General features: G+C 33.6%; 8 protein-coding genes and 1 pseudogene. 5 read left to right on the top strand and 4 right to left on the bottom strand.

Going from position 1 to position 12,944, the window contains the following annotated elements; genetic code table 11:
* Nucleotides 1–35 precede the first annotated feature (35 nt).
* Nucleotides 36–1,109 (bottom strand): serine hydrolase domain-containing protein, encoded by a 1,074-nt coding sequence (locus SLW70_RS15255; RefSeq protein WP_414458229.1) that lies wholly within the window; start codon nt 1,107–1,109, stop codon nt 36–38.
* Between the two features lie 363 nt (nt 1,110–1,472).
* On the opposite strand from SLW70_RS15255, the gene SLW70_RS15250 reads away from it, so the two are divergent.
* The 3 genes from SLW70_RS15250 (at nt 1,473) to SLW70_RS15240 (ending at nt 5,343) form a co-directional block, all read left to right on the top strand.
* On the top strand, nt 1,473–4,355 hold the full coding sequence (locus SLW70_RS15250; protein ID WP_320889494.1) for a T9SS type A sorting domain-containing protein: 2,883 nt from the start codon (nt 1,473–1,475) through the stop codon (nt 4,353–4,355).
* A 270-nt stretch (nt 4,356–4,625) separates the two neighbouring features.
* Entirely contained in the window at nt 4,626–5,066 is a 441-nt protein-coding gene (locus SLW70_RS15245; protein WP_320889492.1) for a lipocalin family protein, read from the top strand.
* Nucleotides 5,047–5,343 carry a DUF721 domain-containing protein gene (locus SLW70_RS15240; protein ID WP_320889491.1) on the top strand — a complete coding sequence of 99 codons (297 nt, stop codon included), beginning with the start codon at nt 5,047–5,049 and terminating at the stop codon, nt 5,341–5,343. Before SLW70_RS15245 ends, SLW70_RS15240 begins: the two co-directional genes overlap by 20 nt.
* 95 nt (nt 5,344–5,438) lie before the next feature.
* Here the strand turns inward: SLW70_RS15240 and SLW70_RS16710 are convergent.
* From SLW70_RS16710 to bshC, 3 genes and pseudogenes are all read right to left on the bottom strand, one after another.
* Nucleotides 5,439–6,787 (bottom strand): annotated as a pseudogene (locus SLW70_RS16710) (IS3 family transposase).
* A 105-nt stretch (nt 6,788–6,892) separates the two neighbouring features.
* Nucleotides 6,893–7,312, bottom strand: coding sequence for a nucleoside-diphosphate kinase (locus tag SLW70_RS15225; RefSeq protein WP_320889489.1), 420 nt, complete (start codon nt 7,310–7,312; stop codon nt 6,893–6,895).
* 100 nt (nt 7,313–7,412) lie between these two features.
* Nucleotides 7,413–9,002 carry a bacillithiol biosynthesis cysteine-adding enzyme BshC gene (gene bshC / locus SLW70_RS15220; RefSeq protein ID WP_320889488.1) on the bottom strand — a complete coding sequence of 530 codons (1,590 nt, stop codon included), beginning with the start codon at nt 9,000–9,002 and terminating at the stop codon, nt 7,413–7,415.
* A 143-nt stretch (nt 9,003–9,145) separates the two neighbouring features.
* Between bshC and SLW70_RS15215 the strand changes: the two genes are divergently transcribed.
* Together SLW70_RS15215 and mgrA are read left to right on the top strand one after the other, a co-directional pair.
* The gene (locus SLW70_RS15215; RefSeq protein WP_320889487.1) at nt 9,146–11,356 is read left to right on the top strand and encodes a B12-binding domain-containing radical SAM protein; all 2,211 of its coding nucleotides are present in this window, start codon (nt 9,146–9,148) and stop codon (nt 11,354–11,356) included.
* A gap of 381 nt (nt 11,357–11,737) precedes the next feature.
* On the top strand, nt 11,738–12,694 hold the full coding sequence (mgrA, locus tag SLW70_RS15210; RefSeq protein WP_320889486.1) for an L-glyceraldehyde 3-phosphate reductase: 957 nt from the start codon (nt 11,738–11,740) through the stop codon (nt 12,692–12,694).
* The last annotated feature ends 250 nt before the right edge of the window (nt 12,695–12,944 follow it).

Below are 12,944 nucleotides of genomic sequence, written 5' to 3'. Positions count from 1 at the left end.
GTGACAGATGAATTACTATAAAAAAGGGTTTGCTATTATTCATACAACGCTTTAATCTTTTTCCACAAGGCATCATCAAAGTCGGATAAAGCAAAGTTGGATCCATCGGCAGCATCGCCCATACGGATGACCACCATTTTTTTACTAGGAACGATATAGATTTTTTGATCATTTTTACCCAAGGCCATATACATATCATTGGGTGCTGATGGGATAATGCTTCCTGGTATTTGCAATTGTGATTGTGGTAGGTGGTAACTGCTTTTTCCGTTGAGCCACCATAAATAGCCATAACCTAAATTGATGTTTTGAGAAGTATTGGTAGCTTCGCTCCAAAAGTTTTCGTTGAGGATTTGGGTGTTTTCCCATTTTCCTTTATTGGCTATTAACAAACCAAAACGAGCCATGCTACGACTGGTGCTAAAATAAACTGAGTTGTTGTCAATTTGAAACCAATTGCCTTCCATGCCTATTTTATCTCTTAGTTTAGTGTTGAAATAGTTGCTCCATGATTGTTTTGTAGCTTGAGCCACTACGTCTTGTAGTTTTACATATACATTGTGATACGCCCAACGTGTGCCTGCATCGGCTTTATAAGTAAGACAAGCAGGAGTTACACAGTCATCACTGTCATCAAGACCTGAGGTCATGCAGAGTAAATGCTTGTTGGTGATTAAGTTTTCCTTCGCTAATGGTAAACTAGTCCAGCCTGTCCCGATATAATCGGATACTTTATCGTTGATATTGATATAGCCTTCTTGTGCAGCTATACCTGTTACTGTTGAAGTTAAGGTTTTACCGGCACTTGCCCAGTACCATCCTTTGCTAGCAGTATGACCATTAAAATAGTTTTCCATCACAATGCGTCCATCAACTAAAAGGATAAAAGATTTGGAGTTTTTGAGTTCTAAATATTCGATTAAGGGTTGAACAGCATTTTGATTCCAGCCTAAACTCGAAATGCTTTTGGTTTCCCATGTTGAGCCCGTTAGGGGAGGGAAATAAGAAGTCTCAGTTGGGGTAGTAGGATAATCTTTGCTACAACTAAAAAGCATTATTATTAAGGCAGCAAGGATACTTTTTTTTATAAATATATAGGTTGTTTTCATAACACATGTTTAAAAATTATACTTTGTAAGTAGGAGGTGATAATTCTTGGTATTGAAAGGCTATTGAAAAAAGTTATAATGATTTAGTAAGTATATGACCAAAAGTACTTTAAAAAGTTTAATCTAATGAGGAGATTAAATTTATTTTACAGCTTAGTTTAGAACTCATACAAAGAAAGGGGTGGTTATAGTGTTTGTAACTAGGTTGTTATGAGTGTTTTTAAAGGGGGATGTATATCAGTTTCTATATCGTTTATATGTGTTTTATTATTTATAGGAAATCATATAAGGTCTTGTGCGCTTGTAGGAAAAAATATGTATTTTTGTTTTCTGATTTTAATCTATAGGCTTAAATTTTATAACATGAAAAAGGCGTTTTTTTTTATTTCGATTTTAGTATGTCAATTCGTAATGGCACAAAAACAAATAACGAATCTTAATGCAGGAGTTGTAGATAAAAGTTCGAGTCCAAGTAATTTTATTGAATTTAATAATTTACTTTTTTTTACAGCCACTACAGAAAGTTTTGGCCGTGAAATTTGGGTAAGTAATGGTAATGCAGGTGAAGCTTATTTACTTAAAGATATTAATGTAGGAAAAGAAAATGGTATTGAAACCTCATTAACTTCATCAGTTATTATTGGGAATACTTTATATTTTATTGCTAAAGATGAATATTCAAACGGCGAAATTTGGAAAACCGATGGTACTACTAGTGGAACAGTAAAAGTTACGGATTTTTTAAATGCTTCAATTAGTAAGTTAACACTTGTAGGAGATAAAATCTTTTTCCTAGTCAATAATTTGAACAATATTAATAAGATTAACAAATTAGATGTTTGGACAAGCGACGGTACAAAACAAGGAACAAATCTAGTTGTAGGGGATTTGCCAATTTGGAACGGAATTAGTTTTCAAGGGGAATGTAATGGTAGATTTATTTTTACCTTTCAAGAATATGGTTCTAATGAATCAAGAGTATGGAGTAGTGATGGAACTTCTTTGGGAACTTTTTATCTAACCGATAAAATGGATGGTAATGGTTCTGCAATAGGTGGAACTCCTGGTTTATCTCAATATGTTGTTAAAGGTAATTTTCTATATTTTGTGAGTAGATATTATCTTTATAAAACAGATGGTACAGTGGCTAATACTGCAATAGTTGCACCTCTTCATAATGCTCAAAACGATTTAGTACAATATAGTGATGCCATTGAGATAAAAGGGAAACTTTATTTTTTATTCTATCAATTTAATAAAAAACGAATGTTTATTTGGGAATCTGACGGTACGGCAACTGGAACAAAAAAGATATATGATAAGTATAATTATAATAAAAATTTATTTCCATCTAATTTAATTAATCATAATAATCAATTAGTTTTTTGCGGTCCAAATCAAACAGAAGGAACATCCTTGGTTGAAATGAATTTAAATGATTATTCTTTAACCTATATTAAGGAATTGCATGACGGTATTTATTCTATCCCTAAAACTTTTTTTTCTAGAGATATTGATGTTTACCGTTTGCAAAATACAAGCGATAATCAATTGTTTTGCTTTTCAAATGATAATAAAGCATGGATTTCTAAGTATACTGAAGCAGCAACAATACAACTACCAAATTTAGAATCTGTAAAAAATGTTTTTGAATCCAATAGGTCATATTACTTTCAAAAATCATCAGGGGATTTAGGTGTAGAATTATGGAAAACGGATGGAACTAATAATGGGAGTTTCTTATTAGATAATATTAATAAATCTAAAAGTGGGGTTATTATATGGGATGTTGGTTCGTTAGATAAAAAACTTGTTTTTGGAGGCTATGATGGTGAATCTAATAAGATTTGGGTTTATAAAGAAGGTGATTTAAGTATTCTAAAAGAAATTAGGTTGAGAGTGTCATATAATCCAGATCAGTATCAAAAATCTTTTATAGAATTCAAGAATGAATTGTATTTTCTTGCAGGTATGAGTTCGTTTGAAACGAAATTATGGAAAACTGATGGTACGTCATCTGGAACGGTATTAGCCATTGACAGTGGAAGTAGTGATGAGTTGAAGTTCATTAATTTACATAATGGTTTTATCTATTTCTTTGTTACAAATTATAGTAAGGATGAGTATAAATTATACAGAACAGACGGAACATCCTATGAATTCATAAAGAGTCTTGGATTTAATGATTATGGTCAAGGGTTTAATCCTATTGAGGTACTTTCAATAGGTGATAAATTATATTTTACTACTCAAGGTGCAGGGTCGGATTTATGGGTCAGTGATGGAACTAGTGGAGGTACAAAAAAAATTAAAGATTTTTCATCTTGTTCAAAATTAACTGATGTAAATGGAAAGCTTTTTTTTGTTGCTGCTGAAAACTCAATTAGTACTGAAATATGGTCGTCAAATGGAACTGAAATTACTACCAAAAAAGTAAGTTCGATTGGGAATGGATTTTCATCAGAGCCAAACAACTTAATTGCTTTTAATAACGAACTTTATTTTACAGCATTTACTAATGAGTATGGTAGAGAAATTTGGAAAACTGATGGTACAGAGAACGGAACAGTTAGGATAACTGATATTAGCTTGAATGCTAAAAGTTCCATTGTTAAAAATCCTAATTTTACGATATTAAAAAACGAACTTTTTTTTAACGCTACTGATGGTTTCAACGGTTTTGAATTATGGAAAACCAATGGTTCGGTTAATGGAGAAACGCTTGTGAAAGACATTAATCCAGGTGTTTCTAGTTCTTCTCCAACTGAATTAAAGACTGTAAAAGAATTTATATATTTTCAAGCGTACAATGCTGAAAAAGGAAGTGAATTATGGAAAACAGATGGAACTACAGATGGAACTGTTTTATGTTTTGACCTTTATGAGGGGATAGACAGCTCCCTTCCGTCAAATATTTTTGCTGTTGAAAATGATATTTTCTTTATAGCTGAATCTCTAAATACAGGAAGACAAATATGGAAAAACACTTATGTAGCTCCGTTAGGAATAGAGGACTTTAGCGTAAATACTGTTTCTATATTTCCGAATCCTGCTAATGATTTTGTAAATATTAATTCAAAAGGTATTTTGGGAGCAGTTGAAATATATAGTATGAACGGCAATCGAATTTCACAAAGTACTTTGGATAATAATAAAGTTGATCTCTCTACACTAAAACCTGGATTATATATTTTGAAATTTAGGGTAAATGATAAAATGATTTTTAAGAAAATTGTCAAATATTAAAAAGCAACTCAACGTTTCTTCTTAATTGGATTTTTGTATTAGTTTTTTTGATAAAGTTTATGAAATTAATTATATCTAATTTTTAAATTATAATCCCATCGTTAATTTTCTCTTGATTCGTTGATTAAAGTATACCTTTGTAATTCGAATAAAAAATGATTTTTTGACCTGAATGTCCTAGCCCTGATGGGAGCGGCATCCTTTTGTGGAGCGATAGCGGAGCAAAAGATATAGCGGACAGTAGGATTAAGCTCCTTAAAATAAAATGTAATGAAAAATGTTTTAAAATTGGCAATTGTTGCGCTCTTGGTTATAGGTTGTAAACAAAAGGTTGTGCCCGCTGATATTGCTAAGTTGAATGGTTATTGGGAAATTGAAAAGGTAGATGTTGCTGATGGGGAGGATAAGAATTATAAGGTCAATGAGAATTTTGATTATTTTGAAATCAAAAACAATCAAGGGTTTCGTAAAAAAGTGAAACCGCAATTAGACGGGACTTTTATTGTGAATGACACTTATGAAAATGTAAAAGTGCGGTTTGAAAAAGAGGCTGTTTTTTTAGATTATTCGACTGATTTTGCTAAATGGTCAGAGGAGTTAGTAAAGTTAACAGATGAGGAATTAGTAGTGAAAAATGAAGAAAACAAAAAGTATCATTATAAGAAAACGGGGGCGATAAATATAACAGAAAATGGCGAAACGACTAAATAATGACAGCCCAATCGGGGACGTTTTGAAACAAATTATTCAAGCGAATAAGCTTCAATCAGGGATGGATCAGATTGATGTGAAGGAAGCATGGGCGAATTTGATGGGAAATGGGGTGAATAGCTATACTCAAAATGTGGTGCTAAAAGGCAGTACATTGTATGTCGAGTTAACATCATCCGTGCTACGTGAAGAGTTGAGTCACGGAAAATCCAAAATAATCAAAATGATCAACGAAGAGTTGCGACGCGATGTGGTGACAAATGTGGTACTTCGTTAGTGCTCAGTTATTTTGTAAATGTATTACATTGATTTAATAAAAAAAATACCATTTGCAGCAGTAGACTGCACCCAAAAGTTTAGACAAATTTATATTTAATTTTGATAATAATGAGTTCGATATTTTATCGGACTCATTTTGTTTAAATTTGATTTAATTCTCTCGTTGTTGTAATAGATTATATATTTATCGATTTCCTTTTTTAATTGTTCTATTGATTTGAATTTTTGCGTATAAAACATTTCAGACTTTAGTGTTCCAAAGAAATTTTCAATAATAGCATTATCTAAACAATTTCCTTTTCGTGACATACTTTGCACAATACCTTTTTTCTTTAATAAATATTGATACTGCCTCATTTGATATTGCCAACCTTGGTCAGAATGGAGTAGTAAATTTGTATTATTTGGTATTTTCTTAAATGCTTTTTTTAGCATCATAACTACTTGGTTAAAAACTGGTCGTTCAGTAAGTTCATAGCTGATTATTTCTTGGTTAAATAAGTCAATTATAGGTGATAAATACAACTTATTTCCAGAGACATTAAATTCTGTTATATCGGTTGCCCACTTTTGATTTGGAGCTTCTGATTTAAAATTTCTTTGCAATAAGTTTGGAGCTATTTTACCATTTTCCCCTTTATAAGATTTGTATTTTTTTACTCTAACAATACTCTTTAGTCCTAATAGTTTCATCAATTTTAAAACGGTTTTATGATTGATAACGACTCCTTTACTTTGAAGTTCATCAGTTATTCGTCTGTAGCCATAACGCCCTTTATGTCGTTTATAAATGACTTTAATTAACTCTTTAGTTTCTTTATATTTATCAGGTAATCTGCTCTGTTTTTGATGATAATAAAAACTACTGCGCGCCATATTTGTTAGATCTAGAAGTAACTCTAAATCAAATTTATGCCTTAAATCTACTATGGCTTGGAATTTTTCCTGGCTTGAATTAAGGCTTGTAACTTTTTTAGCAATTCATTCTCACAACGAAGTCTTTCGTTTTCTTTTAATAGTTCTTCTTCCCTTGTTAAGGGTTTGTTTGATTTGTTTTTTTTACGATTATTGCTCATAGAAATTGGTCTGCCTCTTTGTTTTGTCTCTAATCCTTTAAGGCCAAAGTTAGCATAATCTTTTTTCCATTTTAAAATTATGGCAATATCTGGGATATTAAATCTTATACCAGTTGCCATCAATGAAAGAGAGTCTTTTTCTATGGTTTTGAGTACTTTTAACTTAAATTCAGCGGAATAACTTTGATTTATTCGCGGTAATAAACCAATTTCACCATAAGCCTTATAAAAACTGACCCACTTACGAATATTGGATCTGTTAATACCTTTTAATCTTGAAACATGATACATTGAGTAATGTTTCTTTAAAACTAATTCTACACATTCTAATTTAAATGCATAATCATATTTAACTTTTCTTTTCATAAAAAATGCCCCAAATAGTGTCTAACTTTTTGGGGCATGTTCACAGCGAATGGTATTTTTTTATCTCATTTTGTGACTGAACACTTAAAGTCTGAACACTGATTACTAAAATTGCTCTCTTCCAGAAAAGTGAAAAGCACTTTCAATAGCAGCGTTTTCATCGCTATCTGAACCGTGAACTGCATTCTCACCCATGGAGGTTGCATATAGTTTACGTATAGTTCCTTCGGCAGCTTCAGCAGGATTTGTAGCACCTATTAATTTTCTGAAATCTTCAACGGCATTTTCTTTTTCTAAGATAGCCGCAACGATAGGGCCACTAGACATGAAATCTACTAATTCACCGTAAAAAGGTCTTTCAGCATGAACACTGTAAAAAGCTTTTGCATCGGCAACAGTTAGTTGTGTTAGTTTTAGTGAAACGATTTTGTATCCAGCATTTGTAATCATTGCTAAGATGTTCCCAATGTGACCATTTGCTACAGCATCTGGTTTAATCATTGTAAAAGTTCTGTTTGTAGTCATTGTTAGGTTTTTTTGTAAAAATAGTAGTTTTAAAATGATAATTCTAAAATAATTCTATTAAAAAATGGCATATCACAAAAACATAAAGTGTTTTGTGTTTTTACAAAACCAAGATATTAAATTGCTGTTCCAAAGGTTTTAATTCGTGTATTAATTTGGGAATCAAATGACTTCCTTCCTCTAAATAGAATTCGGAGAAATTGGCCTGTCTTTCTTGTAAACTCTTATTAGGGAATAATTTGTTTTGCAAGTCGGTAGCGCGTGCTATTTGATCGTGGAGTTTTCTTTTTTGTGCTTTTAAAAGTCGTTTTTCAAGGTTCTCTAATCCTTTAATTTGCTTTGTTTCTTGTGCTTTTACTGCCCCAGTAAAGGATTTATCTGTTTGTGAGGCGATTTCAAAAAGGTGTTCAAATTGTTTTTGAAGTTGTTCTTTTTGGGAGGTTAAATCAATTGGAAAAGCACTTAGTTTTTTGGTTAACACATTTTCTAAATGGTTTTGTTTCGAAAATAAATCTGCCCATGACAAACCGAGTTTGTCAGCTTTTTTGACTTGTTTTTCAGTGGCTAATAAAACCGAATTACGAACAAGCAACATCGGGAAAGGTACTTTTACCGCATCAAAAAATGATTTTAATTCTAGCCAATAAGCGATTTCACCTCCACCGCCAATATAGCATAAGTTGGGTAAAATAACTTCCTGATACAACGGACGCAGTATCACATTAGGACTGAATTTTTCAGGATTACTGGTTAATAAATCCAGAATTTCTGATTCTGAAAACTCTAATTTAGTATTGTTGACTTTGTAATTTCCATTGTCAAAAACAATGCGTTCCCGTAAATGGTCTTCGATATAAAATAAATTAATCGCTCTCGGATTGACTTGAATGTCATACTCACAGAGTTGTTTTATAGATTCTGTGACGGTTTTAAAAGATGTTTGTTGTAGTAATTCTTCTTTAATATAAGGTGCAAATAGTTGTTTTAAATCTGGATTATCAGCATCAATAATCACTAGTCCATAATCGCCAAAAAGAGCATTGGCTAAATGGCGGGTAGCATCTGCCAGATTTTGATGTTCTAAATAAGTCTCTTTAAAAAGTGTTTTTAAAGTAGTTGCATTAGTTGTAGCCCCTAATTCTTGTGCATATATTTCTAAAAAATGCTCTAAACCTTCTGTTGTCAAACGCCCAACGGGCCCAGTGCTTTCAGCCTCCCAGTGAAATTTTTTTCCTTTAAAACTAAAGTAATTAATTTCGTCAAAATCATGGTCTTCAGTCGCCATCCAGTAAATTGGAACAAAGTTGGAAGCGGGATATTTGGCTTTCAATTCTTTGGTTAAATTGATAGTAGAGATGATTTTGTATAAAAAATACAAAGGCCCACTAAACAAATTCAATTGATGTCCCGTGGTGATGGTAAAGGTATTATTGACTTTTAAGGCTTCAATATTTTGTTTAGTTAAATCAGAAACAGCTGTGTTTTGATATTGTTGTTGCAATACCGATACTAGGGTTGCTCTGGTTTTATCGTCAAAACCTTCTTTTTTCTCTTGTATTTGGGCTTCAAAATTTTCCAAAGTTGGAAATCGGTTGTATAAAGAGCGAAGATTTGATTTTTGGTTCAAATAATCATTCATTAAGGGCGTGAAATATCCTGAATTTTGATAGCTGATACAGTCGGTAGGCATGTTTTGTAATTCTAAATTTACTGCTAAAATAAGAAAACTATAGCCATGTTTTTAGGGATTAAGAAATGTTTAGGAAATCAACTAGTAGGATGTTAGATGGATTAAAAATTTATCTACTATTTTTGTACAAAACAAAATTCCCTTTGAAACCAAAACTTCTTTTAATCACACCCCCATTTACGCAGCTGAATACGCCTTATCCTGCTACGGCTTATATTAAAGGATTTTTGAATACTAAGAACATTGATTCCGTTCAAGCGGATTTGGGAATTGAGGTGATTTTGAAATTGTTTTCGAAAGAAGGGTTGCAAAGTTTGTTTCATGTTTCATGTTTCAAGTTAGAAAGTGCAGGACATGAAGTTTCTGATAATTGCAAGAGAATTTATGCTCTTCAAGACGAATACATCAAAACGATAGATTCAGTTATAGCCTTTTTGCAAGGAAAGAATCCCACCTTGGCACTTCAAATTTGTCAAGAAGATTATCTGCCTGAAGCCTCTCGTTTTGCTCAGTTGGAAGAATTGGATTGGGCTTTTGGGTCTATGGGGACTCAGGATAAAGCCAAGCATTTAGCGACTTTATATCTCGAAGATATCTCTGATTTTATAGTAGAATGTGTCGATGCTAATTTTGGTTTTAGTAGATATGCCGAGCGTTTGGGCCGTTCAGCCAATTCGTTTGATGAATTGTACGACGCCTTACAGCAACCGCATACCTATATTGACGAAGTATTGCTTTCGATACTGAAAGAAAGAATTCAAACCGTTCAGCCTAATTTGTTCTTAATATCCGTTCCTTTTCCAGGGAATTTATATAGTGCCTTTCGTTGTGCACAATGGGTGAAGAAAAATCATCCCCAAATTAAAATTTCGATGGGTGGTGGTTTTCCTAATACCGAATTGCGTTCGCTATCCGATACCCGTGTTTTTGAGTTTTTTGATTACATTACTTTAGACGATGGAGAAGTTCCTGTTGAATTGCTCGTTGAAGCAGTTTGTCAGAATGAGCCTGTCGAAGTCAATTTTAAGCGTACCTTTTTATTAGAAGACGGTCAAGTCGTCTATAAAAACAATTCCACCAAACCCGATTACAAACAATCGCAAGTAGGGACACCTGATTATTCAGATTTGTTGTTGGATAAATACATTTCGGTAATTGAAATTGTCAATCCGATGCACCGCATGTGGAGTGACGGACGCTGGAACAAACTCACGATGGCACATGGTTGTTATTGGGGGAAATGTACTTTTTGCGATATTTCGTTAGATTATATTAAGGTGTACGAACCCGTGGCAGCTAGTTTGCTTTGTGATCGAATCGAGGAATTGATGGCCGCTACTGGGCAAAATGGATTTCATTTTGTTGATGAAGCCGCACCACCTGCTTTGATGCGGGCATTGGCACTCGAAATTTTGCGCAGAAAATTATCCGTGACTTGGTGGACAAACATTCGATTCGAAAAAAGTTTCACGGCCGATTTGTGTTTGTTACTCAAAGCTTCAGGCTGTATTGCTGTTTCTGGTGGACTGGAAGTGGCTTCTGACCGATTATTGAAATTGATTGACAAAGGCGTTACAGTGGAGCAAGTAGCTAAGGTGACCCAGCATTTTACGCAAGCTGGAATTATGGTGCATGCCTATCTGATGTATGGTTATCCCACACAAACGATTCAGGAAACCGTAGATAGCTTGGAGATGGTGCGTCAATTGTTTGAAGCAGGCGTGTTACAATCGGGGTTTTGGCATCAATTTGCGATGACGGCGCACAGCCCTGTGGGAATGTATCCAGAGCAATTTGGCGTGGTCAAAGAAACGGAAGCCATTGGAACATTTGCCAATAATGATATTAATTATAAAGACAAAACGGGAATCAATCACGATAAATTTAGTTTTGGCTTGAAAAAATCCTTGTTCAACTTCATGCACGGCATTTGCTTCGATTATCCGTTACAAGATTGGTTTGAATTTAAAATTCCGAAAACCAAGATTCCAGCTGATTTTATCTACAATGCTTTGGAAAACGAAGGAAGTTTAACGATCAAACCTACAGCAAAAGTAGTTTGGCTAGGCGGAAAACCAGCAGTGGAATATTTTACCAAATCTAAAAAGGGGAAGAGTTGGGAAATGATGGGCCTGACTTTTCATGATAAAAAAGAAAGTTTTACCATTCAAACCAATAAAGAAGAAGGGGAGTGGTTAGTCTCGATTTTGAATAAAATATCAGTTGTCAATGCAAAGGTATATTCGTTCCAAGAAATACAAGCCGATTTTGAAAAAGGATTGGACGACTTTGAATTGTTTTGGTATTCCAAACCGATACATATAATAAGGAGTTATGGTTTGTTAGTTTTGTAAAACTAATGGTAAGATTAATGTTTGTTGTCAGGCTGAGCTAAGCCTGCCCTGAGTATATCGAAGGGTTGAAGCCCTTTTTACTATAAAGTTATAGGATATTATGCGTTAGTTAGAATTATTAAAAACGTCAGTTCGAGTGTTTTTTGTGGAGAGAAACGGAACAAAACTTCTCGATACGCTCCGCACTCGAAGTGAGGTGTATCGAGAACCGTTTTTAATGATGTTTTTCTTGTTCTCGATACAAATTTTCTGAAAAAGCTATTCGCATTTTCTGAAAATTTACTCGAACTGACGAAGAAACATCATCAAAAACTAATTACACATAACGATTAGGATATAGTTAATGACCATCTCATAGGACAATAAAAAAAAAATAAAGACATGAAATACAACAGATGTGGAAAAAGTGGTTTGTTATTACCTCAAATTTCTTTGGGTTTATGGCACAACTTTGGTTCAGTTGATAATTTTGAAAATGGAGAGAGCATCGTTAAGGATGCTTTTGATAAAGGAATTACCCATTTTGACTTAGCCAATAATTATGGACCAGTTCCTGGTTCAGCAGAAACTAATTTTGGAAAGATTTTAAAAAATAACTTTCAAGGGAATTTGAGAGATCAAATGGTGATTTCGACCAAAGCAGGTTATACCATGTGGGAAGGACCTTATGGAGACTGGGGGTCTAGAAAGTATTTGCTTTCTAGCTTAGACCAAAGTTTGAAACGAATGGATTTAGAATATGTAGATATTTTCTATTCGCATCGACCTGACCCCGAAACGCCTATTGAGGAAACGATGATGGCATTGGACCACGCGGTACGTAGCGGGAAGGCATTGTATGTAGGAATCAGTAATTATTCGGCGGAGCAAACTAAGGTAGCTGTAGAAGTATTAAAAGAATTAGGAACGCCTTGTTTGATCCATCAAGCCAAGTATTCAATGTTTCAGCGTTGGGTGGAAGATGGTTTGTTGGATGTATTAGAAGATAAAGGTGTCGGTTGTATTGCTTTTTCGCCTTTGGCACAAGGATTATTGACAGACAAATACTTAAAAGGAATTCCAGAGAATTCTAGGGCTCATAATCCGAATGGACATTTAAAAAGAGAAGAAGTCTCAGAAGAGCGCATTCAAAAAATCATTCAATTAAATGAAATTGCAAAAGAAAGAGGCCAGTCTTTAGCTCAAATGGCGTTGGCGTGGTTGATGAAAGACAATAGGGTGACATCGGTGCTAATAGGAGCGAGCTCAGTTGGGCAATTGAATAATAATTTAGAGAGCTTGAAAATGGTAGAATTTTCAAAATCGGAGATAGATACTATCGCTTCTATTTTAGGATAACCTTAACAAGCAGTTTTGTGTTTAAAAAGAGCCTCAAATTATTTTGAGGCTCTTTTTTTGTCGAGAATGTTGAAGGTGTGAATAGTTTTGGTGTTTTAATGTTTTTTTTGTTACCCCTATTTTTTTTAGGGGGTTTGGTTTTAAATTGTGGTTTTGTTTTAGTTTTTACTTTAATTAACTTAATTATGTATTGTCTATCCTTAAAAATTTTGGGGTTTATTGGAAAAATGGCGTTATGAATATTTTATTT

The sequence above is a fragment of the Flavobacterium sp. NG2 genome (assembly GCF_034119845.1).
Taxonomy (GTDB): domain Bacteria; phylum Bacteroidota; class Bacteroidia; order Flavobacteriales; family Flavobacteriaceae; genus Flavobacterium.
This window is presented reverse-complemented; position numbering and strand designations above follow the sequence as displayed.

Bases quoted from the DNA above. Each gene is read 5' to 3' on its own strand.
- SLW70_RS15225 (WP_320889489.1), bottom strand. From the start codon at position 7,312: ATGACTACAAACAGAACTTTTACAATGATTAAACCAGATGCTGTAGCA.
- SLW70_RS15255 (WP_414458229.1), bottom strand. From the start codon at position 1,109: ATGAAAACAACCTATATATTTATAAAAAAAAGTATCCTTGCTGCCTTA.
- SLW70_RS15250 (WP_320889494.1), top strand. From the start codon at position 1,473: ATGAAAAAGGCGTTTTTTTTTATTTCGATTTTAGTATGTCAATTCGTA.
- SLW70_RS15240 (WP_320889491.1), top strand. From the start codon at position 5,047: ATGGCGAAACGACTAAATAATGACAGCCCAATCGGGGACGTTTTGAAA.
- SLW70_RS15245 (WP_320889492.1), top strand. From the start codon at position 4,626: ATGAAAAATGTTTTAAAATTGGCAATTGTTGCGCTCTTGGTTATAGGT.
- bshC (WP_320889488.1), bottom strand. From the start codon at position 9,002: ATGCCTACCGACTGTATCAGCTATCAAAATTCAGGATATTTCACGCCC.
- mgrA (WP_320889486.1), top strand. From the start codon at position 11,738: ATGAAATACAACAGATGTGGAAAAAGTGGTTTGTTATTACCTCAAATT.